This window comes from Natronomonas moolapensis 8.8.11 (assembly GCF_000591055.1).
GTDB lineage: Archaea > Halobacteriota > Halobacteria > Halobacteriales > Haloarculaceae > Natronomonas > Natronomonas moolapensis.
On the sequence record NC_020388.1, the window covers coordinates 170,830 to 192,265 of the forward strand.

22 protein-coding genes are annotated in these 21,436 nt (G+C 68.9%); 15 read left to right on the top strand and 7 right to left on the bottom strand.

What is annotated here, in order from left to right:
• Window positions 1-84: 84 nt before the first annotated feature.
• From NMLP_RS00860 to purE, 4 genes are all read left to right on the top strand, one after another.
• Entirely contained in the window at window positions 85-1,869 is a 1,785-nt protein-coding gene (locus tag NMLP_RS00860; RefSeq protein ID WP_015408231.1) for a flippase activity-associated protein Agl23, read from the top strand.
• A 91-nt stretch (window positions 1,870-1,960) separates the two neighbouring features.
• Window positions 1,961-3,127 (top strand): 5-(carboxyamino)imidazole ribonucleotide synthase, encoded by a 1,167-nt coding sequence (locus NMLP_RS00865; RefSeq protein WP_015408232.1) that lies wholly within the window; start codon window positions 1,961-1,963, stop codon window positions 3,125-3,127.
• A gap of 294 nt (window positions 3,128-3,421) precedes the next feature.
• Entirely contained in the window at window positions 3,422-4,033 is a 612-nt protein-coding gene (locus NMLP_RS00870) for a nitrous oxide reductase accessory protein NosL (protein ID WP_015408233.1), read from the top strand.
• Window positions 4,034-4,112: 79 nt separating this feature from the next.
• Window positions 4,113-4,733, top strand: a complete 621-nt coding sequence (gene purE / locus NMLP_RS00875) for a 5-(carboxyamino)imidazole ribonucleotide mutase (RefSeq protein WP_015408234.1) — start codon at window positions 4,113-4,115, stop codon at window positions 4,731-4,733.
• Window positions 4,734-4,819: 86 nt separating this feature from the next.
• On the opposite strand, the gene NMLP_RS00880 is transcribed toward purE, so the two are convergent.
• The 4 genes from NMLP_RS00880 to NMLP_RS00895 all read right to left on the bottom strand — a co-directional run bounded on the left by NMLP_RS00880 (window position 4,820) and on the right by NMLP_RS00895 (window position 8,917).
• Window positions 4,820-5,848, bottom strand: a complete 1,029-nt coding sequence (locus NMLP_RS00880) for a class I SAM-dependent methyltransferase (RefSeq protein WP_015408235.1) — start codon at window positions 5,846-5,848, stop codon at window positions 4,820-4,822.
• A complete protein-coding gene (locus tag NMLP_RS00885) occupies window positions 5,829-6,974 on the bottom strand; it encodes a 60S ribosomal export protein NMD3 (protein ID WP_015408236.1) in 1,146 nt (381 codons plus the stop codon). The genes NMLP_RS00880 and NMLP_RS00885 overlap by 20 nt, the downstream gene beginning before the upstream one ends.
• Window positions 6,975-7,120: 146 nt before the next feature.
• A complete protein-coding gene (locus NMLP_RS00890; protein ID WP_015408237.1) occupies window positions 7,121-8,278 on the bottom strand; it encodes an MFS transporter in 1,158 nt (385 codons plus the stop codon).
• A 48-nt stretch (window positions 8,279-8,326) separates the two neighbouring features.
• Complete coding sequence (locus NMLP_RS00895; RefSeq protein WP_015408238.1) at window positions 8,327-8,917, bottom strand: riboflavin synthase; 591 nt, start codon at window positions 8,915-8,917, stop codon at window positions 8,327-8,329.
• Between the two features lie 80 nt (window positions 8,918-8,997).
• Here NMLP_RS00895 and NMLP_RS00900 point away from each other — a divergent pair, with 80 nt between their 5' ends.
• The 7 genes from NMLP_RS00900 (at window position 8,998) to NMLP_RS00930 (ending at window position 14,293) form a co-directional block, all read left to right on the top strand.
• On the top strand, window positions 8,998-9,258 hold the full coding sequence (locus NMLP_RS00900) for a DUF7533 family protein (protein WP_015408239.1): 261 nt from the start codon (window positions 8,998-9,000) through the stop codon (window positions 9,256-9,258).
• Window positions 9,255-9,536 carry a DUF7533 family protein gene (locus NMLP_RS00905; RefSeq protein WP_160169571.1) on the top strand — a complete coding sequence of 94 codons (282 nt, stop codon included), beginning with the start codon at window positions 9,255-9,257 and terminating at the stop codon, window positions 9,534-9,536. Before NMLP_RS00900 ends, NMLP_RS00905 begins: the two co-directional genes overlap by 4 nt.
• A gap of 72 nt (window positions 9,537-9,608) precedes the next feature.
• Window positions 9,609-10,442 (top strand): tRNA pseudouridine(38-40) synthase TruA, encoded by an 834-nt coding sequence (gene truA, locus NMLP_RS00910; RefSeq protein ID WP_015408241.1) that lies wholly within the window; start codon window positions 9,609-9,611, stop codon window positions 10,440-10,442.
• 53 nt (window positions 10,443-10,495) lie between these two features.
• On the top strand, window positions 10,496-12,286 hold the full coding sequence (gene pepF, locus NMLP_RS00915; RefSeq protein WP_015408242.1) for an oligoendopeptidase F: 1,791 nt from the start codon (window positions 10,496-10,498) through the stop codon (window positions 12,284-12,286).
• Between the two features lie 102 nt (window positions 12,287-12,388).
• Window positions 12,389-13,606, top strand: coding sequence for a proteasome-activating nucleotidase Pan2 (gene pan2 / locus NMLP_RS00920; RefSeq protein WP_015408243.1), 1,218 nt, complete (start codon window positions 12,389-12,391; stop codon window positions 13,604-13,606).
• A 60-nt stretch (window positions 13,607-13,666) separates the two neighbouring features.
• The gene (locus NMLP_RS00925) at window positions 13,667-13,981 is read left to right on the top strand and encodes a hypothetical protein (protein ID WP_015408244.1); all 315 of its coding nucleotides are present in this window, start codon (window positions 13,667-13,669) and stop codon (window positions 13,979-13,981) included.
• A gap of 45 nt (window positions 13,982-14,026) precedes the next feature.
• Window positions 14,027-14,293 carry a hypothetical protein gene (locus NMLP_RS00930; protein ID WP_015408245.1) on the top strand — a complete coding sequence of 89 codons (267 nt, stop codon included), beginning with the start codon at window positions 14,027-14,029 and terminating at the stop codon, window positions 14,291-14,293.
• An 18-nt stretch (window positions 14,294-14,311) separates the two neighbouring features.
• Here NMLP_RS00930 and NMLP_RS00935 read toward each other — a convergent pair whose 3' ends face one another.
• Window positions 14,312-15,241: a branched-chain amino acid transaminase gene (locus NMLP_RS00935; protein ID WP_015408246.1), complete on the bottom strand. Its 930-nt coding sequence runs from the start codon at window positions 15,239-15,241 to the stop codon at window positions 14,312-14,314.
• Between the two features lie 134 nt (window positions 15,242-15,375).
• Here NMLP_RS00935 and NMLP_RS00940 point away from each other — a divergent pair, with 134 nt between their 5' ends.
• Window positions 15,376-16,038, top strand: a complete 663-nt coding sequence (locus NMLP_RS00940; RefSeq protein WP_015408247.1) for a methyltransferase domain-containing protein — start codon at window positions 15,376-15,378, stop codon at window positions 16,036-16,038.
• Here the strand turns inward: NMLP_RS00940 and NMLP_RS00945 are convergent.
• Together NMLP_RS00945 and NMLP_RS00950 are read right to left on the bottom strand one after the other, a co-directional pair.
• Window positions 16,035-16,490, bottom strand: a complete 456-nt coding sequence (locus NMLP_RS00945; protein ID WP_015408248.1) for a type IV pilin — start codon at window positions 16,488-16,490, stop codon at window positions 16,035-16,037. The genes NMLP_RS00940 and NMLP_RS00945 overlap by 4 nt on opposite strands.
• 83 nt (window positions 16,491-16,573) lie before the next feature.
• On the bottom strand, window positions 16,574-17,806 hold the full coding sequence (locus NMLP_RS00950) for a DUF7096 domain-containing protein (RefSeq protein ID WP_015408249.1): 1,233 nt from the start codon (window positions 17,804-17,806) through the stop codon (window positions 16,574-16,576).
• A 152-nt stretch (window positions 17,807-17,958) separates the two neighbouring features.
• Here NMLP_RS00950 and NMLP_RS00955 point away from each other — a divergent pair, with 152 nt between their 5' ends.
• The 3 genes from NMLP_RS00955 to NMLP_RS00965 all read left to right on the top strand — a co-directional run bounded on the left by NMLP_RS00955 (window position 17,959) and on the right by NMLP_RS00965 (window position 21,385).
• Complete coding sequence (locus NMLP_RS00955) at window positions 17,959-19,074, top strand: helix-turn-helix transcriptional regulator (protein ID WP_015408250.1); 1,116 nt, start codon at window positions 17,959-17,961, stop codon at window positions 19,072-19,074.
• A 551-nt stretch (window positions 19,075-19,625) separates the two neighbouring features.
• Complete coding sequence (locus NMLP_RS00960) at window positions 19,626-20,420, top strand: electron transfer flavoprotein subunit beta/FixA family protein (protein ID WP_015408251.1); 795 nt, start codon at window positions 19,626-19,628, stop codon at window positions 20,418-20,420.
• On the top strand, window positions 20,417-21,385 hold the full coding sequence (locus NMLP_RS00965) for an electron transfer flavoprotein subunit alpha/FixB family protein (RefSeq protein WP_015408252.1): 969 nt from the start codon (window positions 20,417-20,419) through the stop codon (window positions 21,383-21,385). Before NMLP_RS00960 ends, NMLP_RS00965 begins: the two co-directional genes overlap by 4 nt.
• Window positions 21,386-21,436 lie beyond the last annotated feature (51 nt).

A 21,436-nucleotide genomic window follows, 5' to 3' on the forward strand; every position in this document is an offset into this window, starting at 1 on the left:
ATCGGATCGGCCACAGTCGGCTCTTCGCGCCCCTTTCGACGGAGACCACAAGGGTTCTAATCACGCCGCGAGAGACTTCCGAGAATGAACGTCCGCGATCGGACCGTCGGAGCGGTGCTCGCCCTGACGGCCGTCTCCGTGGTCCTCCGGCTCGTCGGACTCGGGACCCGCATCGCCCACTGGGACGAGGGGCGGGTCGCCTACTGGATTCTCGAGTACGCCGAAACCGGCGTGCTCTCTTATCGACCCATCGTTCACGGCCCGCTGTTGAAACTTCTGAACGCGCCGCTGTTCGGGCTGTTCGGCGCGACCGACCTCACGATGCGGCTCGTCCCGGCCCTCGTCGGCGGGCTGTTGCCGCTCGTCGCGCTCGCGTTCCGACACCGGCTTCGGGACGCCGCCGTCGTCGCCCTCGCGGCGTTTTTGACGCTCGATCCGGCGCTTCTGTACTACTCGCGGTTCATGCGAAACGACATTCTGGTCGCGGCGTTCTGTTTCGTGGCTTTCGCCGCGGTCGTCCGGGCGATCGACGTCGACGACGGGCGCTATCTCCCGGTCGCGGCGCTCGCGCTCGCGCTCGGGTTCGGGGCCAAGGAGAACGCTCTGGCGTACGTGTTCGCCTTCGCCGGCGCGGCGGGGCTGTTGGCGGGGCATCGGCTCGTGTTCGCGTGGTACGAGGGCCGGACGTCGGGGACCGGACTCGGATCGGCCGTCGCCACGCTGCGGGACCTGCTCCGGTGGGGGTACGCCGGGGCGCGCCGCCACGCGCGTGCGATCCTCGGCAGCGTGGTCGCGTTCGTCGCTACCGTCACCTACGTGTACGCCCCGCGCGGAACGATCCCGTCGGAGGGGACGTACTACAGCTCCTGTCGGGGCTACGATCCCGTCGTCGGGATCGAGGGCGCACCGACGCTCGGGGCGGCGATCGCGAACCCCCTCCGGCTCCCTCGCCTCGGCTGGTACACCGTCGGCTCGACCGCCGAGCTGTACGCCTGTCAGTGGATCACGCCCAGAACCGACGACCCGAACCCCTACCTCGAGTACGCGGGCGAACTGGCGGCGATCGCAGGGGAGTCCTCGGCGGCCCTGATCGGCCTCGCCGTCGTCGGGTTCGGGGTGACGCTGTACCGACCCGGCCTCCCAGACGACCTCGTCTCGTTCGGGTTCTACTGGGGGGCCGCCTCGCTCGTCGGCTACCCGCTCATCACGGACATCGGCGGGGCGGCCTGGCTCGTCGTCCACGTCGTGCTCCCGCTGTCGCTACCGGCGGCGTTCGGAGCGGGTGCGCTGTACGGGACCGGACGCGACGCCCGGATCGACGGCGATACGGCGAGCGCCGCCGTCTCCGTCGCGGTCGCCGCCCTGCTCGTCGGCTCCGTGCTCTGGGGCGGGTACGCCACGAGCATCGCCGGGCCGACCGACGACGACAATCCCCTCGTGCAGTACGCCCAGCCGTCGAACGACCTCAGGGCGACGCTGGTCGAGACGCGCGAACTCGCGGATCGAACCGACGGGACCGACGTCGTCCTCGCCGGCGGGAACCTCACGAACCCCACGTCGGGCGGGGAGCTCGACCGGCGGCCGAACTGCGCCGACTGGTTCGAGATCACACCGCTGCCGTGGTACCTCGAGGCCGGCGGGATAGAGGCCGACTGTGCGCCGACCGAGCGGGCCGTCGACCGGGCGCTCGCTGACGACCCCCCGGTCGTCGTCGTCACCGAGACGCAGGCCGGCCTCGTCGACGACCGGATCGATGACCGCTACGACCGCCGTACCCACCGCATGCGGACGACCGACACGGAGTACGTCTACTACGTCGACGACTCGCAGCTGTCGCGGCCAGCGGAGACGGGAGCAGGACGGACCTGAGACGGGACGGGTGCCGACGGACCGGGCCGGAGGCCCGAGTCCACCGTCGCGAACGACAACACTCTCTATCGTCGCGACACGACCCAACCACATGCATCACCGAACCCCGGCAGCGACCGTCGGCGTCGTCGGCGGCGGGCAGTTGGGCCGCATGATGGGCGAGGCGGCCGGTCCCCTCGGCGTCGAGGTGGTCGTCTCGGACCCGACGCCCGACTGCCCGGCCGCACCGGTCGTCCGCGACCAGGTCGTCGGCGGCTTCGACGACGAGGGGACGATCCGCGAACTCGCCGAACGAGCGGACGTCCTCACCTTCGAGATCGAACTCGCCGACCCCGACGTAATGGCGCGCGTGAGCGAGGCGACCGGCACGCCGGTCCACCCCGACCCCGACACGCTCCGGACGATCCAGGACAAACTCGTCCAGAACCGCGCGCTTGCGGACGCGAGCGTTCCGGTCCCCGAGTTCCGACGCGTCGACACGCCGGCGGACCTGCGCGCGGCGGGCGAGGCCCTCGGGTGGCCGCTCATGTTGAAGGCCCGAGAGGGAGGCTACGACGGACGCGGTAACCGTCCAGTCGAGGGCCCCGACGGGGTCGAGGCCGCACTGGAGGCGATCGGCGGGGCGGCGCTCGCGGAGGAACTGATCGACTTCGAGCGGGAGGTAGCGATCATGGGCGTCGTCGGCGACGGCGGCCGGCGCGTGTACCCGGTCACGGAGACGATCCACCGCGAGGAGATCCTCAGAGAGTCCGTGACCCCGGCCCGGACCGACGGGGCAGTCCGGTCACGGGCGCGGGCGGTCGCCTTCGACGTGCTGGAACTGCTCGAGGGGCGCGGCGTCTACGGAATCGAGTTGTTCGAGACCCGCGAAGGCGAGATCCTGGTCAACGAGATCGCGCCCCGCCCCCACAACTCCGGACACTGGACTATCGAGGGGACGGTGTGTTCGCAGTTCGAACAGCACCTCCGGGCCGTGCTGGGGTGGCCCCTCGGGGGGACCGAACTCCGCTCGCCCGCCGTGACGGCGAACCTGCTCGGCGACGTCGCCGATCCCGGGCCGGTCGAGTTATCGGGGAGCGAGGCGATCCTCGAAGCCGACGCGGCGTCGCTACACTGGTACGGCAAACGCGAGGCGCGGCCGCTCCGCAAGATGGGCCACGTCACGCTCGCCGGCGATGTCGACGCCGACGACGAGGACGGCCGGGAGGCGCTGCTCTCGTGGGCCCGCGAGTTGGTCGATGCGACGACGTTCGCGTGACTGTTCGCGGGATTTCGCGGCGGTGCACCCGGTGATTTATATACCGTGATGGGGGCAAACCGCCCGTGCGCTGACACGGAGCCGACAGCCGGCCGGGGCGGCCGCGTGGATCACCGCTGTCGGATCGCGCCCACGTCGATCCACCTGTTCGCCCATCGACAACCACCTCTCAACCCGACGACGGCTCGGGCCGACACTCGACGCCGGCCGGGGCGGTGTTCTGACCGTCTCGGACGTGCGTGCCGGACGGACACCACCGATCGTCTTTTGATGCCGTGGTTCGAGGGACCGGTGATGGAGTCTTCCGACACGGGACGCGGCCGGCGGTCGGTGCTCGCGGCGATCGCTTCGGGGAGCATCCCCGCGGTCGCCGGCTGCCTCGGCGGCGCGACCGGATCGGACGCGAGCGCCGACGCCGGCGACCTGCCGGACGAGGGCCCCTCGTTCCCCGATCATCCCGTCGACGAGCCGCGGGATCCGCCCCCTGGGCGGCGCTGCGACGGCCCCTGCGGGATGGAGCCAGCCGACTATCCGGGGTCGAACGCACAGATCGCCCACGCCGACGGCAGCGGGGTCTTCTTCGATAGCGTCGGCTGTCTCGTCTCGTATCTCCACGATCCGACGTTCTACGACGGCCCGGACGCGGCGGTCGGGAACGCCTGGGTGCGGGACTTCGGGACGAAGACACTCCTCGACGCGACCGACGCGAGCTACGTCCTCGATTACAGCAAGGAGCGCCACGAGGAAGTAATGGCACACAACCCGAAGCCGTTCGCCGACCGCGCCGACGCCGTCGCCTACGTCGACTCGTACGACGACCTCGACGAGGCCGACATCGTGGGGCTCGACGCGTTCGGGGCCGAAGCGGCCCATCGGTATCGCGACTACCCGCTCCCGGAGGAGTGAGCGTCGAAGCGGGAACGTCGGCGCGAGGGACCGCCGAAGAACCACAACGCCCAAGCGAGCGCCGCCCGCCGTCCCGCGTATGACCCGTTCCGCCGAAGTGGAAGCGCTCATCGACCTGTTCGAGGCCGAAGCCGACCGCGACTGCCCCGACGCGGAGACCCCCGACGTCGGGATCATTATGGGGTCGGACTCGGATCTCGACACGATGTACGGCGCCTACGAAGCGCTGAGCGAGCTCGGCTTCGAGGAGGTCACCGACTACGACGACCCGCCGGAGAGCCGTTTTAGCTTCGAGACGTTCGTGATCTCGGCCCATCGGACGCCCGAGTTGATGTACGCCTACGGCGAGACGGCCCGCGAGCGCGGCCTCGACGTGCTCGTCGCCGGGGCGGGGGGTAAGTCGGCCGATCTACCGAACATGACCGCCTCGATCGCGTACCCGCTTCCGGTCATCGGGGTGCCGGTCCAGGAGAAGTCACTCGACTCGGTCGTCGGGATGCCGACCGGCGCGCCACTGGTCGCCGTCGACGCCGGCAAGTCGTTTAACGCGGCGCTGTCGGCCGTCCAGATCCTCTCTCGGGCGCACCCGGAACTCGAGGACCGCCTCGAGGCGTACCACGACGGTCTCCAAGACGGCGTCGGGGCGGTCTCGGCGCGACTCCACGAACTCGGGACGGAGCGGTTCCGCGAGGAACGATAGCCCGACCGATGGGGGCGGAGCCGACGGCAGCCGAGCACGACTCTGTCGAGGAGCCGTCGCCGCGAGCGCCTCCCGGTCGTGTCCGTCTACTCGATGCGTGCGTCTACGACGCCGTGAACGGTACCCGCGCTATGGCTTTTGACCCGGCGGGCACCGAGTACGTCGACAGTTCGACCGGTGGCCGCGGCGGCGTCCCGAAGCCGACCGATCGGCCGGCCGGGAAACAGCGCCTCGGGCGTCGCTTCGTGGAGGTGGACGACGCCGCCGGAGACGACCGCCTCGAGCGCCGAGTCGAGGTACTCGTGGGCGTCGTAGTAGCCCATTAGGACCCGGTCGGCGGCCGTCTCGACGCTCCGACAATCGCCGAGGACCGCCTCCACTCGCGCGGCGACGCCGTTCCGGCGGGCGTTCTCGACGAGTCGGCGGTGGGCGGTCGGGTCGATCTCGGCGGCGGTCACAGACGCTTCCGCCCGCGCCATTGGTAGCGAAAAGTAACCGATCCCGGCGAACATATCGAAGACGCGCTCGCCGGCGGAGACGACATCGCCCATCCGGGCGCGCTCGGCCTTGTTGCCGGGCGAGAACATCGTCTCCGAGAGATCGAGGGCGTACTCGATCCCGTGTTCGGTGTGGACCGTCTCGGTGTCGCCCGAGCCGGCGACGACCGCGCCGGCAGGATCCCGTCGCGTTCCCGAGATCCCGCCGCGGGCGAGGACGGTGTCGGCGTCGCCGTGGACCTCAAGGAGCGCTTCGCCGATGGTTTCTCGCGAGCCGCGATCGAGCGTCCTCGCCGCGGAGACGTCACCGAAATCGACCAAGACGACGTCGCCGATCACCGCCCACGACGACGGGGCGGCCTCGACGACGTCCGCCGGGACGCCCCGGGAACGGAGCACGTCCGCCAGCCCGCGCTCGCGGGCCGGCAAGTCGAGGTCGACGACCGCCTCGACGTCGGTCTCGATGGGCGGGCGGGTGACCGGAAGCGCGACCCGGTCGGCGTCGTAGGCTTCGATCCGGCGGCCGGGATCGTAGACGCCCTCCGCCGCGAGCGCCTCGGCTGCGCGTTCGGTTCGGGGCTTTTCGACGATCGCCGCCTTACCGGGGCGGTCCGTCATCGTCGGAGCCCTCCTCGGGGAGAACGTGGAGCCCCTCGCGGTGTTTGAGCACGGGCACCGACTCCGCGTCGGGGTCGAGGTAGTTGGGGCGTGGAACCGTCTTCGATTCGAAGGTATCGGGGTCGAGAACCTGGACCGCGTGGGCGTCTTCGACCGCGACGAGCGTCGTCGCCTCGGCGTCGGAGCGCTCGCCGAGTTTGCGCGCGTCGGGGGCGATCCCCTCCTCGAAGTCGGCCTCGTAGCGCTTGCCAGACGCGAGCCGGAGTCCCTTCAGGTTGCCGTGGGCGCTCGTCACGACGACGGGTCCGTCGCCGTCGTCGAGGTCGATCACGTCGCCGGGCGTGTAGGGCGGCAGCCGGACGGTGAACGTGACCCGGTAGACCTCGTTGCCGTCGCTGTCCTCGGTCACGAGCGTCGGGGCCTCCGAAACCGCCCCGCCCAATTCGGCGACGATCCGCTTTGCGATCCCTTGACCCATCTGGTTCGTCGAGATCTTCATGTCCACCCCGTCGTCGGTTCGGGTGGTTTCGGTGATGAAGGCGTTGCGGTCGCCGGTCGCCTCCCGGTCGGCGATGTAGGATTCCGCGATTTCGACCGCGCGATCGTTCTCCGCGGGCGTCGGCGTCCGATCGGTGCCCCGCACCTGGACGATACTGGCGTAGTAGTCGCCAGCGATGCGGCCGCACCGATCGCAGGTTTCTCTGGCGATGTAGACGGGAACGGTGACCGCCTCGGAGAGACCCGTATCGCGGACCCGACCGCCGAACAGACAGTGCATTCGGATCGTGTTCTCGTCGACCTGCTCGGGGTCGACGCTCCACTCGACGTCGCGGGCGTCGACGTGGACCGCGAGCCGTTCGGCGGTCTCCTCGACGGCGACGTCGGTGTAGTCGCGCGCGCCGACGTCGATCCAGCGGTTGCCCCGGTGGAGGGCGCCACACTGGCTACACACCCGGATTTCGATGCGCTCGGGCGCGTCGACGAGGTCGAACGAGTCGAAATAACAGCCGTCACACAGCACGGCGTCGGGGTCGCGGGGACCGCCGGGGAGGTCGACCTCCGGCGGCCGCTCGATCTCGTCGCCACACCGCGGGCAGAACGCCCCCGATCGCGAGCCGGAACTCATTACCCGAAATACCGGCCCGAGGCTGTTAAGCGGCCCGGAGTGGAAGCGCTGGGGACCTCCCGTGTGCTACCGCATCGGCGATCGCGTTCCGATCGACGGAGCGACCGTCGGGCGATCCGGCCGCCGTGCGGCTTCGGATCGGTCGGTCACTCCACGAACCCGCCCGCGCGGTCGACGGCCGCGAGGAGACCGACGGCGGCGAGCAGACACAGCGCCGCGCCGTTGAACACCGCATCGTAGGCGTACCCGGCCTCCAGCAGTTCGCCTACAGCCGATGATCCGACCGACTGGGTGAGCATCCAGACCGAACTGAACACGGCGTAGGCGCTCGCCCGCGTCGAATCCGGTAGCGCGCCGAGGACGTAGGTGTCCGTCGCCGGGAACAGCGCGTGGATCACGAACCCGATGACCGCGCTGACGGCGGCCAGCGCCACCAGCCCTTCGGCCGCCGTCAACGCGAGGATGCAGCCGGCGAACGTCCCGACGATCCCGAGCAGGTACGGGACGTGTGGGAGCCGGTCGGCCAGACTCCCGCCGACGTAGAAGGCGGGGACGCCGCTGGCGAAGACCACTGTCAGCATCGCCCCCGACGCCCCCTTCGAGAGCCCCTTCGACTGCATGTAGAGGTCGTAAAAATTGAAGATGCCCTGCCAGACGAACACTGCCCCGCCGGTGAGAGCGAGGGCGGTCAGGATGACGCGTCGTTCCGCGAGCGCGCCGGCGAGGAAGGCCCGATCCGCCCGGCCGGCCCGCGGCATCTCCGTCCTGCGGGCGGCGATCCAAGTGTAAGCGGTGGTGATCGCCGCCCCGACGGCGACCGCCCACAGCGAGAGCCGCCAATCGACGAGCAACGCGGCGGTGACGAGCGGCGCGGCGACGACCGCGGCGAGTTGGGTGGCCGCGCCGTGGATCCCGAGGACGTGGCCGACGCCCTCGGGGTACAACTCGCTCAAAAGCGGGTTCGCAGCGACGAAGTAGACGCCGGAGGCGGTCCCCATCGCGAACGCGCCGACCATGAGCTGGCGGGGCGTCGCCGCGGTCGCGGTGGCCGCCGAGGCGGCGGCGAGCAACAGCCCGCTCGCGACGACGAGCCGATGTCGCGGGAACTTCGTCAGCAGCCAGCCGGTCGGAAGCCGGAGCGAGGCGCTCCCGACCCACACGAGCGTCGCGACGAGTCCGGCCGTGGCCGCCCCGATTTCGAACTCGACGATGAACACGTCCAAAAGCGGCGCGAAGACGATCCTGGCGAGGTTCAAAAAGAAGACGAGCCCACAGAGAGAGCCAAAGAGGCGAGCGCGTGTCACGGACGGCGTTCGGAACGCGGGGTCCCAAGCGTTCCGATTCGTGCGCGGTCAGCGATACCCTTCGGTGAGGCGCTCGACGTATTTGGCAACCACGTCGACCTCGAGGTGAACCGGATCGCCGATCGACTTCTCCGACAGCGTCGTGCGGTCGTACGTCGCAGGGATGACGGCGACGGTGAACTCGTCCGCCCGGAGGTCGGCCACCGTCAAGGAGATGCCGTCGACGGCGATCGATCCCTTCTCGACGACGTAACGCGCCAGCGAGTCGGGCAACGAGAAGCCGAAGTACCAGTCGTCGCCCACCTGCTCGACGTGGGTCACCTCGCCGACGCCGTCGACGTGGCCCTGCACGAAGTGACCGTCGAAGCGGCCGTCGGCGGGCAGGGCGCGCTCGAGGTTGACGGCGTCCCCGACCGCGATCGAGTCCAGGTACGTCCGTTCGAGGGTTTCCTCGGAGAGGAACAACTCGAAGCGTTCGGCATCGAACGCCTCGACGGTCAGGCAGGCCCCGCTTATCGCGACGCTCTGGCCGCCCTCGAGGTCGGCGCTGAACGGTGCGGCCACCTCGATCCGTCGGCCCTCGTCGGCGTCCTCGATCGAAACCACTTCCCCGGTCGCCTCGACGATGCCCGTGAACATACCCTGAATTGGGCCGTCGACGACGAAAGGCTGTCGTCGTGCACCGGCTTTTTGTTCGCGAGCGCCGACGTCTTTATAAGATGGAGCTGCTCGACACGCTCGCGCTGTTCGGTACCGTCGCGCTCGCGGCACCCATCGGGCTGCTCGGCGCCGAGTTCCTCGTCGGCGGTCGCACGGTTTCGGGCGTCGGCTTTCTCGCCGTCGCGCTCGCGCTCGTGGCCGGGGGGTACTTCCGGCCGAGCCCGAAATCGATCGTGGCCGGGCGAGTCGCGGACGCGGCGACGACGGACGGCGGGGACGAACCCGCGAGGGCCGACGACGGGGACGACGGACGGGAGTGACGGGACGTCCGCGGCCGACGGCGGAGTATATAACTGTCGCGGGCGAACCGCCGGGCATGGCGCTCGGGATCGTTCGGACGCTGCAGTTGGCCAGGACGCTCGTCGTCGCCGGACCGGTCGGGCTGATCGGCGCGTTCAGCCTGCTCGAGGGGCGATACGTCCACGGGGTGTTCTTCGTGACTGCGGCGCTCGGGCTCGTCGGCGTCAGCGAGTACGTGTATCTCCGCCTGGCGGATCGGACGGTCGGGCGGCTGCGGAACGTCCGTGGCGGCGAGTGATCCCCCGCCGCGACCGGCCGATCGGAGCGTTCCCCCGACCATTTATAAATACACCGCGGATACCGACGGCCTGTGCGTGCCTTCCGGCTGGCCTACGACGGTTCGGGGTACCGCGGCTTCCAGCGCCAGCCACACGGCGAGACGGTCGAGGACGAACTCTTTGCGGCTCTCCGCGAACTCGGCGTCGGGTTCGACGGCGGGTCCCCGGCCGGCTACGCGGCGGCAGGGCGGACCGACGCGGGCGTCTCGGCGCGGGCGCAGACGGTCGCCTTCGAGGCGCCGGCGTGGCTGACGCCGCGCGCGCTCGACGGCGAGTTGCCCGGAGCGATCCGGGCGTGGGCGTCGGCCGACGTGGAGCCGGGGTTTCACGCGACCCACGACGCCACCGAGCGGGTTTATAAGTATTTCCTCCACGCCCCGGCGGCCGAGACCGGCGCCCGCGAGGACGTCACAGCGGTCGACGACGGCCGCGCCCGGGAGGCCTGCCGGCGGCTCTCCGCCGAAGCCGACTTTCATAACTTCACCCCGGACGACGAGGGGACCGAGCGGGCGGTGTCGGTCTCGACACGCCGCGACGGCCCCTTCTTGATCCTCGAGTGTCGGGCCGGCGGGTTCGCCCGGCAGCTCGTCCGGCGGCTGGTTTCGGTCGTCGAGGCGGTCGCACGGGGCGTCCGCGATCCGTCGTTTATAACTCGGGCGCTCGGACCCGAACCGCTTTCGGGCCCCGACGGTATCGCTCCGGCCGCCCCCGCCCCGCTCGTGCTGTTCGGCGTCTCCTACCCCGGCGTCGATTTCGACATCGACCCCGACGCGCTCGAGAGCGCCCGCGGGGTTTTCCGTGCCCGGCGGCGGGAGCGCCTCGCCGCCGCCCGGGTGGCCGGGTCGCTGGTCCCCGACGACCCGTAGGCGGAACGCCCGGGGACGAGGGGTTTACGACGACGGCTCCCGTATCGGACCGCATGAGTTCGGTGCCCGAGCGAAGCGACATCGCCGATGAGTACACGTGGGACCTGGCGGACCTCTTCGCCGACGACGAGGCGTGGGAGGCCGCCTACGAGGCCGTCGAGGAGCGGATCGGGGCGCTATCGGCCTACGAGGGCCGCGTCACCGAGAGCGCAACGACGCTCGCCGAGGCCCTCGAACTACGGGAGTCAATCATGCGTGACGTCTCGGACGTCGCCGCGTACGCGCGGATGCGGCGCGACGAGGACACGACGAACCAGCGCTATCAGGCGCTCACGGCGCGGTCGCAGTCGCTGGCCGCCGACGCCTCCAGCGCGGCGAGTTTCGTCGACCCGGAGCTACAGGAACTCGACCGGGCGGCCCTCGAGTCGTTCGCCGAGGAGGTTCCCGACCTGGCGACGTACGAGCACTACTTCGACGACACCCTGCGGATGAAGCCCCACACCCGATCGGCGGAGATCGAGGCGTTGTTGGCCGACCTGAGCGAGGTGACCGGGGCGGCGAGCGACGTCTACAACATGCTGACGAACGCCGACATGACGTTCCCGGCGATCGAGGACCCCGAGGGCGGCGAGCGACGCATCACGCTGTCGAACTTCACGAAACTGCAAAAACACCCGGACCGGGCGTTCCGGAAGCGGAGCTACGAGGCGTTCTACGACGAGTGGGACGAGTACCGAAACAGCGTCGCCACGGCGTACAAAAACAGCGTCAAGGCCGACCGGAAACTCGCCGACGCGCGACACTACGACTCGGCGCGGGCCGCCGCGCTGGACGGCCCGAACGTCCCCGTCGACGTCTACGAGACGCTCGTCGGGACCGTCGAGGACAACCTCGACGTGTTACACCGCCACGCCGAGCTGAAACGGGACGCCCTTGAGGTCGACGAGCTCCGGATGTGGGACCTCTACGCCCCGATCGCCGAGGGCGAGAGCCCCGACCTCGAGTACGACCGAGCGAAGGAGTACGTGATCGACGCCGTCGAGCCGCTCGGCGACGCCTACCGCGACCGGATGGCCGAGGGGCTCGAGTCGCGGTGGGTCGACGTCTACGAAACGGCGAACAAGCAATCGGGCGCGTACAGCGGCGGCACCTACGACAGCCAGCCGTACATCCTGTTGAACTACCACGAGGACATCGCCTCGATGTACACCCTGGCCCACGAGCTGGGCCACTCGATGCACTCCGAACTCACGAGCGACGAACAGCCCTACGTCTACTCGGGCTATGAGATCTTCGTCGCGGAGGTCGCCTCCACCGTCAACGAGGCGCTTTTGACTCGGCACCTGCTCGAGACGGTCGAGGACGAGCGGTTCCGCCGGCACGTCCTCGACGAGTACCTAGAGCGGTTCCGGTCGACGCTGTTCCGACAGACGATGTTCGCCGACTTCGAGCACCGCGCCCACGAACTCGACGCCGCGGGCGAGGCTCTGACGCCGGATCGACTCGACGAGCTGTATCGGGGGCTCAAATCGGAGTACTACGAGCCCGCCAAAATCGACGACCGGATCGCCCGCGAGTGGATGCGGATCCCGCACTTCTATCGGGCCTACTACGTCTATCAGTACGCGACGGGGATCAGCGCCGCCAACGCGATCGTCGACCAAATCACGTCGGAGGGCGAGCCCGCGGCGGCGGACTATCGAGAGTTCCTCCGCTCGGGCTCGCGGGCGTATCCCCTCGAACTGCTCGAGACGGCCGGGATCGACATGTCGACCTCGGAGCCGGTCGAAGCGGCGATCGACGCCTACGACGCGATGGTCTCGGAGTTCGCGTCGCTGACGTGAGGGCGGCGAGACTCCGAGAACGGCGGCGCAGTGTGCTATCGACTATCGCAAACGTCTCCCCCACCCAAAGGGCCTTTTAACCTCCGACCGCTACTAGAGATAATGTCGCATAGCCCTTCGCTCCCGGACCGGCCGACGCTCAACCTCGATCCGGACATGCCGGTCGACGAGCGGCTGGCCGCCCTCAGGGAGCACTACGTCGACGTCTCGCGGGTTCACGACGAGCTTTCCGATCAACTCGAAACCGTTCGCGCACGGCAGTCGGACCTCCGCGAGGAGGTCACAGATCTTCAGGAGGAAAACGAGGCGCTGAAGACGTCGTCGCTGTATCTCGCTACGGTCGAGGAACTCACCGACGATCAGGTGCTCCTCAAACAGCACGGCAACAACCAGGAGGTACTCACCGACGTCTCGCCCCGGCTGTACGACAAACTGGAGGCCGGCGACCGCGTCGCGATCAACGATTCCTTCGCGATTCAGACGCTCCTCGACGCCGAGACCGACGCGCGCGCACAGGCGATGGAGATCGCCGAGAAGCCCACGGTCACCTACGAGGACATCGGCGGGCTGGAGTCACAGATCCAGGAGGTTCGCGAGGCCGTCGAGGACCCCCTCGTGAACCCAGAAAAGTTCGAGACGGTCGGCATCGAACCGCCGACCGGCGTTCTCCTCCACGGGCCGCCGGGGACCGGGAAGACGATGATGGCGAAGGCCGTCGCCAACCGAACCGACGCGACGTTCATCAAGATGGCGGGCTCGGAGCTGGTCCAGAAGTTCATCGGCGAGGGGGCACGCCTCGTCCGGGACCTGTTCGAACTCGCCGCCGAGCGCGAACCCGCCATCATCTTCATCGACGAGATCGACGCCATCGCCTCGAAGCGAACCGAGTCGAAGACCTCCGGGGATGCCGAGGTCCAGCGGACCATGATGCAGCTCCTCTCGGAGATGGACGGCTTCGATCAGCGCGGCGACATCTCGATCATCGCGGCGACGAACCGCTTCGATATGCTCGATCGCGCCATCCTCCGCCCCGGTCGCTTCGATCGGCTCATCGAGGTGCCTGAGCCGGACGCCGGGGGCCGCAAGCAGATCCTCTCGATCCACACGCGGCGGATGCAACTCGACGCGGGCGTCGATCTCGAACGGATCGCAGACGACACCGATGGCTTCTCGGGGGCCGAAATCGAGAGCCTCGCGACCGAGGCCGGGATGTTCGCGATCCGGGAGGGCCGAACCGAGGTCGCGAACGAGGACTTCGAGGCCGCTCTCGAGAAGATCGAAGACGAGGAGTCGCCCGGAACCCCGATCGCCTTCTACTGACGCCGCGAGTGCGGGTCCGCGGCGGTTTTATGTTCCAGGGCCGCGACCGGTGACCCGACGATGGAGATTGAGCGGGGACCCGAACCGTGGCAGCCGAAGATCACGGTCGAGGGGCCGAGGGCCGTCCGGGTCGTCTCGCTTCTCAAGGCGCACAACACCGACCTGACCGCGACCCTCGCACTGGCCGCCTTCGCGGTCGGGACTCTCAGCATCTTCATCGTGCCGTGGTTACAGTGGCTCCGGTGGGCGCTGTCGTTCGTCACGTTCCTCGCCGCCGTCGTGACGACCGGCCGGTGTCTCCGTGCCGAGGTTGCCGTCTCCGGGGCGTCCGAGGACCGAAGCGAGGACGCTGAAACGGGCGACGGGGCTCAGTGATGTCGGAACGGACAGATACTCACCGCCGACGCCCCTACTCCCGGTATGGATCGCACGTACCGCTGTCTCACCTGCCTCGAACACACCCTCTCTCGGGGGTTCGACACCTCACACCTCTCGGTGACGTGTCCGGTGTGTGGCTCCTTCGAGCGATTCGTCAACGAGTCCGTCTTCGAGCAGTTCCGGGCCTTCGAGGAGTCGCCGCCCGAATCGCTCGAGTGGTCGACGCTGGAGCGGGGGGAGCGATTGATGATCAGCGAGGCGGTCGCACGCCGCGGTCGGTCGATCGAGGCGTTCTCCATCGAGCGTTAGGGGCTGTCGTCGGGCGGCTCAGACGTCGAGGAACCACTCGTCGTACCCGTCGAGGTTCCCCTCGACGAGTTCGAAGAACTGCTGTTGGATCTCTTCGGTGATCGGGCCGCGCGAGCCGTTGCCGATCTCGGTGTCGTCGACGCTCCTGATCGGAGTGACCTCGGCGGCGGTCCCGGTAAAGAAGAGTTCGTCGGCGGTGTAGAGTTGCCCGCGACCGATGGAGGCCTCATCGTTGACGGTGTAACCGAGGTCGCGGGCGAGGTCGATGACCGTATCGCGGGTGATCCCATCGAGGATGGACTCGGAGACGCCGGTGGTGAACAGTTCCCCGTCGTTGACCATGAATATGTTCTCGCCGGGTCCCTCGGCGACCTTGCCCTCCTTGTTGAGCACGATGGCCTCGACGTAGCCGTTCCGGCGGGCTTCCTCGCCGGCGAGCATGGAGTTGAGATACGGGCCGGTGGCCTTGACGTTGGTCGGGATCTGGCTGGAGGCGTGTTTGCGCCACGAGGAGACCATCACGTCGACGCCGTTCTCGATGGCGTCCTCGCCGAGGTACGCCCCCCACGGCCAGCAGGCGACAATCGTCTCTGAGGGGCAGTCCTTCGGGGAGACGCCCAACGAGTTGTAGCCGTAGTAGACGAGCGGGCGGATGTAACACGACTCGAAGCCCTGTTCGCGAATGAGCGACAGCGTCGCGTCGGTGATCTCCTCGCGGGTGTGATCGATGTCGTGATCGAGCACCTTCGCGGAGTCGTAGAGCCGGTCGAGGTGTTCGTCCCACCGGAACAGCGCCGGGCCGTCCGACGTGTCGTAACACCGGGCCCCCTCGAAGACCCCGGTGCCGTAGTGCAGCGAGTGGGTCAACACGTGCGTCTGCGCTTCGTCCCAGTCGACGAACTCGCCGTCCATCCAGATCGTGTCGACATCCATCTCCTCGAAAGACATAGTTCGTCTGTGGACCGGCCCCGTAATGAGTGTTGACGATCCGGGCGGATCCCCGAAGCGAAATCAACCCGCAGGTTCCGGCAGCGCGAGCGCGAATCAGGGGGGTTATGCCCCGAGAGCCACAACGGACACCGATGGGAGTCCTCGAAGACAAAGCCCGCGCGCGGCTCTTTTATAAATATCTCTCGCGGGTCTACGACACGATCAATCCGTTCATCTGGAACGAGGAGATGCGCGACGAAGCCCTCGAGTGGTTCGGAATCGAGGCGGGCGATCGCGTCCTAGACGTCGGATGCGGGACCGGGTTCGCGACCGAGGGCCTGTTGGAACACACGGACGACGTCTGGGGGCTCGACCAGTCGGCCCACCAACTCGAGAAGGCGTTCGGGAAGTTCGGCAAGCGCGATCGGGTGAACTTCCACCGCGGCGACGCCGAGCGGTTGCCCTTCGCCGACGACAGCTTCGACGCCTACTGGTCGTCGGGATCGATCGAGTACTGGCCCGATCCGGTCGCTGCGCTCCGGGAGGCCCGCCGGGTCACGAAGCCGGGCGGGCCGGTGTTGGTCGTCGGCCCCGACTACCCGAAGTCGACGGCGTTCGCGAGACTCGCCGACGCGATCATGCTGTTCTACGACGAGGCGGAGGCCGACCGGATGTTCGCCGAGGCCGGCTTCCAGGCGTTCGAACACCGGATTCAACAGCGCGCCCCCGGGACGCCGCGGGCGATCACGACGATCGCGCGGGTCCCCGAATCAGGGGCCGAGACGGCCGCTGATCCGATCCCCGACCCGCGCTAGGCGGTCACCTCGAGTTCCGCGACGCTGTAGCCCTCGACGGAAAGCCGGATCGTCACGGTGTCGCCGGGGTCGATCGACGGCCCGTTCGTGCCCGCTGTCCGGAAGGAGGCCGTCTCGCCGACCCGCCAGGCCGTGGTGGTCGCGCTGTTGAACGCGCCGGTCGGTGCGCTCTCGAAGCCGCCTGCGGAAAAGAACGGGACCGGCGGTTGTTCGGCGAGCGGTTCGCCGTCGACGCGCACTCGAACGTCGAGCGCTTCCGGATCGATCACGTCGCCACCGGTGTGTGTTACCCTGATCTCGCCGGTCGGATCGGCCGCCGCGTCGAAGGTGGCGACGGTGGGCTCGGGCGCGGAGCCGACGGGGACGGCCACGAGCACAGTCGCAGCGAGGGCGACGGTCACCACGAGCAGACACAGGACGCCGACGAGCGGCGAGACGCCACGGGGAGCCATGAGGGTCCTGGCCGCGTCCCGATATATAAATCGTCGGGCGTCGCAGGTTGTCGGGCGTCGCAGGTTGTCGGGCGTCCCGGCGCTCAGGAGGGCGACGCCTCGAGCGACACCGTCTCGCCGTCGTGAGCCGCGGTTACTGTCACCGGACCGCGGGGAGCGACGGCCCACAGCCGGTCCCCGTCGGTCGACCCGATCGGGTCGCCGCCGAGCTCGATTCGTGCGTTCAGGGGGTCGCCGGTCGCGTCGTCGAGGGCCGAAACCCCGATCGGCCCGCCGCCGCGGGTCGTGTCGACGACGAGGCGAAGCCCGTTCGCGGTGGTTCGGCTCCTCTGAGTCGGGAGCGAGTCGAGGTCGTTTCGCTGGAATTCGATCGCTACGGCCTCCGAGCCGCTGTCGAGGTACGTCTCGAGCTCACCGTGCGGGTGGGGAATGCTGAAGCGATAGACGCGTTCGAAGGGCGGCCCGATGGGCGAGGCCGAGACGCCGAGGTTGTTCTCTGTGACCCACGGGTAGATACGCTCCATTCGCTCGAGCGCGAGGAGCGGGCTTCCGCCGTATTGATCCTGAGTCCGTCTGTCCCTCGCGCTCGGATCGTGGGCCTCGCGAAGATACGTCCCGTCGTCCCGATCGATCGCGGCGAGGACGACCCCGTCGCCGGCCGTCTCGACGTACACCCGAACGGAGCCGGAGCCGGCGGCCGCGCCGGCGAGTTCGGTCCTGACTGGTCCGGTTGCTGGGACGAGTCCGGCTCGTTCCGTCGCCGCGCGGTCGGCTTCGGCGTCCATCTCGAGGCGGTTCGCCCGCGTTTCGAGCCACTCGAGCCGATCGACCGTCGCCCCGGCCACCCGGGCGACCACGGTCAGCGTCCGGAGGAGTTCGCGGGCGTCGATCGCCCCCTCGTTGTACTGCCGGATGGCGGTTCGTTCGGTCCCGCGCAGCTCGCCGGCGCGGGCGGCGAGACGCTCTACGCCGTCCTCGACGACCGCTTCGTGCTCGGCGTCGCTTGCCGCGCTCGTATAGCGTCGCTCGAGCGTCTCGCCGAGGTAGGCGCTCTCGAGCCCGCCGGCGTCGGCCTCGACGGCGGCCGCGACGTCGAGACCGGCGGTGTGGTTGCCGGAGCGCTCGATGCCCTCGGCCGACGGCGCGAGGTACTCCGAGGTGTTCGGCGTCGCGAGCACGGTCATCGAGCGATCCGGGTCGGCCGTCGTCTCCTGTAGCTCGCCGGGACCGCCGACGCCCTCGGCGCCGACGACGACCCCGCCGATCGGGGCCACACAGAGGAGGAAGGCGAAGACGAGCGCACGGGTACCGTCCATGTTCGGGGCGTCGCCCCCGGGAAACAAAAATCGTCCGCCCCGCACCGGGACTAAACGCACGGCCGAGAAAAGCCGAGACAGTTTATCGACGGCGCAGACGTTTTATCTCCGGATAGAAAGCGTTTTCCCGTGGGCGCGTCCACCGTTTAGCTATGCGGTGTCGGGTCCCCATCTTGCTGTGTGCCCTCCTCCTCGCCTCCGCTCCGGTGCTCGGTGCGGTTCCCGTCGCTGGACAACCACAGGCCGACGGGACACACTTCGAAGCACAGCTCCAAGCGGACGGCGACGCGGCGTGGAACGTCACGCTCAGCGTGCCCATCGGCACTGACAGCGATCGCGACGCCTTCGAGGCGTTCGCGGACCGGTTCGAGGCCGGCGAGGCCGACCTCGAGCTCGGTGTCGACGCGTTCGAGCGGGCCGCCGGCGAGGCCTCGGCGGCGAGCGGCCGCGAGATGTCGATCACGTCGGTCAGCCGTCACAGCGAAGTCGTAACCGACCCCGACAGCGGGGAGACGTACGGGGTGCTCCGGGTCTCGTTCACCTGGGAGTCGTTCGCGCGAATCGACGACGAGGACACGCTGTACGTCGACGACGCGTTCAACACCACGGACGGGACGTGGCTGCCGGGACTCGGATCGGACCAGTCGCTGACGATCCTGGCCCCGCCGGGCTACGGTGGGCCGACCACCTCGCCGATCGGGGCCGACGGCGGGGACCTCCGGTGGGAGGGGCCGACGACGTTCGAGCCCGGATACTTCGACATCGTCTATCACCCGTCTGGTGCGGGACCGGCGACGAACGGGATCTCGAGCCCCCTCGTCGCCGGGGCGTTGCTCCTGAGCGGAGCCGCGCTCCTCGTCGGGCTGTACCTCCTGTTCGGCCGGCAGCGCGGGGACGAGACACGCGAGCCCCCGGAGGCGGGCGATGCCGATAGCGACGGCGGAACGGCGGGGGAACCGACGGACGCGGCGGCCGAGAGCGCGACACCAGAGAAAGACGGTGCGAACGCCGACCCGGACACCGGGGCCGACGAGCCGAATCCCGAACTGCTCTCGGACGAGGAGCGCGTCGAGTACCTCCTCGAACGGAACGGGGGACGGATGAAGCAGGCGACGATCGTCAAGGAGACCGGCTGGTCGAACGCGAAGGTCTCACAGCTTCTCTCGTCGATGGACGACGAAGACCGGGTGGACAAACTCCGAATCGGCCGGGAGAACCTCATCAGCCTGCCCGGAGAAGGCGTCGGCGAACTCGGCGAGGAGCCTTGAAATTCTCTCCGCGCTGCAGCGCGAGGATTCCAGCGCGGGACGGCGAGCCGGTCCCACGTCCCCGCTGGCAACTTCTCGCCTGCCGAACGGGGTCCGGCGAGGCGATACCGGGTGTGTGCGCGATACGTCGGCCCCGCGAGGGGTGTGGCGTGTTGCGCGTCCCGGCACGGGCCGTGCCATCGGCCTGCCTGCCCTTCGTGCCACGGTGAGCAGGCACAAGCGAGCGAGGGTCGCTTGTTACCTGCCGTCTCCCAACGGCCTCGGCGACGCCCTCTCGGGGACGGTGTGGTGGCCTTCGTCGTCCGGGCGGACCCCAATTCCGACCGCCAGTTTTTGCCCGTTGTGCGTGCTACGGCAGACGCTGTCGGACGGCTTAACCGGCGGTTGTCGCCCTGGTGTCGGATTCATCCCCGCCGTGAACGGCGAGGTTTTCTCCTCGAACTTCCGTAACCCCGCTCGCCAGAGAGCGCCGGAGCGGGATACCGGCGGGAGCGTCGGCTGACCCACTGTTCGGAAACATTTAATCATAGACGGGTGTCACGTTCGCTAGTATGAAGGTACTCGTTACCGTGAAGGAGGTAGCCGCGGTCGACGACGAGTTCGAGATCTCCGGGCTCGACATCGCCGAGGGGTCCCTCGAGTACGACCTCAACGAGTGGGACGACTACGCTGTCGAGGAGGCCGTCCAGATAGCCGAGGCGAACGACGACGTCGAGGTCGTCACGGTCACCATCGGTCCCGAGCGCGCCGACGAGACCGTCCGGATGGCGCTCGCGAAGGGGGCCGACCGGGCCGTCCGGGTGTGGGACGATGCCCTCGAGGAAGCCCAGTTCCTCGACGTCGGCACGAAGGCCGACATCATCGCCGCCGTCGCCGAGGCGGAGGCCCCCGATCTGATCCTCTCGGGCGTTCAGGCGGGCGACGACGCCAACGGCGCGACTGGCGTCGCCCTCGCCGAACGGCTCGGCTTCGAGTGGGCCGCCGTCGTCAACGACCTCGAACTCGACGCCGAGGCGGGCGTCGCCTCGGTCCACCGCGAGCTCGAAGGCGGTATCGAGGAACTCACCGACGTCGAGCTCCCCGCGGTGTTGACGATCCAGACCGGGATCAACGAGCCCCGCTACGCCAGCCTCCGCGGTATCCGACAGGCCCAGCGAAAGCCCCTCGAAACCGAGTCCCTCGACGATATCGGGCTCGACGCCTCGGTGACCGACTCGCCCGTCGCGCGGACCTCGATGTACGAGCCCGAAAGCGAAAGCGACGCGGTTGTCTGGGACGGCAGCGCCGACGAGACGGCCGGGGAACTGGCCGAACTCCTCCGCGAGAAGGGGGTGGTCGAGGGATGACGGTACTGGCCGTCGCCGAACACCGTCGCGGGGACCTCCGGGACGTCTCCTTCGAACTCGTCACGGCCGGTCGCGAACTCGCGGCCGACCTCGAGACGGACCTCGCGGTCGCCGTGATCGCGGGCGACGTCGAAGGGTTCGCCGAAGCGCTGAACCGCGAGGGCGTCGACACGATCTACACCGTCGCGAACGGCGAGGAGTTCAACCACGGCGTCTACGCGGGAGCGATAAAAGAGCTGTGCGCGGAGCTCGACCCGACGGCGCTTCTGTTGCCCAACTCGGTGAACGGGCTGGACTACGCGCCCGCGGTCGCCGGGGCGCTCGAGTTGCCGCTCGTGACCGACGTGATCGACATCGAGAGCGGCGAGCCGGTCGAGGTCGTCCGCGAGCAGTACGGCGGCAAGGTGGAGACGGCCTACGAGGTCGACTCGGAGCGGTACGCGCTGACGCTCCGGGCCACCGAGTGGCCCCCCGCCGAATCGCCCGGCGACGCGACGATCGAAGCCTTCGACGTGGACGTCGACGAGGACGCGCTCGGCACGACGGTGAAGGGTTTCGAGGAGGTCGCCAGCGGCGACGTGGACATCACCGACGCGGACGTGCTCGTCTCCGTCGGCCGCGGGATCGGGGAGGAAGAGAACATCCCGCTCGTCGAGGAACTCGCGGACGCTCTGGACGCGACGCTGTCGTCGTCGCGGCCGATCGTCGACAACGGCTGGCTGCCACAGAACCGCCAGGTCGGCCAGTCGGGGAAAGTCGTTACACCCGACGTCTACGTCGCGGTCGGGATCTCCGGGGCGGTCCAACACGTCGCCGGCATGAAGGGTGCGGACACCATCGTCGCGATCAACTCCGACCCGAACGCGCCGATCTACGACATCGCCGATTACGGTATCGTCGACGACCTCTTCGAGGTCGTCCCCCAAGTGATCGAGGCGTTCGGCGGGCAGGCGCCCGAGGTCTGAGCGCCGACGCGCCGGCCCCGTGTTTTCCGTCGATGCACTGCCCCGAGCCGC

Coding starts and splice junctions, on each gene's coding strand:
- pepF (WP_015408242.1), top strand. CDS start 10,496: ATGAGTTCGGTGCCCGAGCGAAGCGACATCGCCGATGAGTACACGTGG.
- NMLP_RS00865 (WP_015408232.1), top strand. CDS start 1,961: ATGCATCACCGAACCCCGGCAGCGACCGTCGGCGTCGTCGGCGGCGGG.
- NMLP_RS00950 (WP_015408249.1), bottom strand. CDS start 17,806: ATGGACGGTACCCGTGCGCTCGTCTTCGCCTTCCTCCTCTGTGTGGCC.
- NMLP_RS00930 (WP_015408245.1), top strand. CDS start 14,027: ATGGATCGCACGTACCGCTGTCTCACCTGCCTCGAACACACCCTCTCT.
- NMLP_RS00870 (WP_015408233.1), top strand. CDS start 3,422: ATGGAGTCTTCCGACACGGGACGCGGCCGGCGGTCGGTGCTCGCGGCG.
- NMLP_RS00860 (WP_015408231.1), top strand. CDS start 85: ATGAACGTCCGCGATCGGACCGTCGGAGCGGTGCTCGCCCTGACGGCC.
- NMLP_RS00880 (WP_015408235.1), bottom strand. CDS start 5,848: ATGACGGACCGCCCCGGTAAGGCGGCGATCGTCGAAAAGCCCCGAACC.
- NMLP_RS00900 (WP_015408239.1), top strand. CDS start 8,998: ATGGAGCTGCTCGACACGCTCGCGCTGTTCGGTACCGTCGCGCTCGCG.
- NMLP_RS00965 (WP_015408252.1), top strand. CDS start 20,417: ATGACGGTACTGGCCGTCGCCGAACACCGTCGCGGGGACCTCCGGGAC.
- NMLP_RS00955 (WP_015408250.1), top strand. CDS start 17,959: ATGCGGTGTCGGGTCCCCATCTTGCTGTGTGCCCTCCTCCTCGCCTCC.
- NMLP_RS00935 (WP_015408246.1), bottom strand. CDS start 15,241: ATGTCTTTCGAGGAGATGGATGTCGACACGATCTGGATGGACGGCGAG.
- NMLP_RS00940 (WP_015408247.1), top strand. CDS start 15,376: ATGGGAGTCCTCGAAGACAAAGCCCGCGCGCGGCTCTTTTATAAATAT.
- NMLP_RS00895 (WP_015408238.1), bottom strand. CDS start 8,917: ATGTTCACGGGCATCGTCGAGGCGACCGGGGAAGTGGTTTCGATCGAG.
- NMLP_RS00925 (WP_015408244.1), top strand. CDS start 13,667: ATGGAGATTGAGCGGGGACCCGAACCGTGGCAGCCGAAGATCACGGTC.
- purE (WP_015408234.1), top strand. CDS start 4,113: ATGACCCGTTCCGCCGAAGTGGAAGCGCTCATCGACCTGTTCGAGGCC.
- NMLP_RS00945 (WP_015408248.1), bottom strand. CDS start 16,490: ATGGCTCCCCGTGGCGTCTCGCCGCTCGTCGGCGTCCTGTGTCTGCTC.
- pan2 (WP_015408243.1), top strand. CDS start 12,389: ATGTCGCATAGCCCTTCGCTCCCGGACCGGCCGACGCTCAACCTCGAT.
- NMLP_RS00960 (WP_015408251.1), top strand. CDS start 19,626: ATGAAGGTACTCGTTACCGTGAAGGAGGTAGCCGCGGTCGACGACGAG.
- NMLP_RS00885 (WP_015408236.1), bottom strand. CDS start 6,974: ATGAGTTCCGGCTCGCGATCGGGGGCGTTCTGCCCGCGGTGTGGCGAC.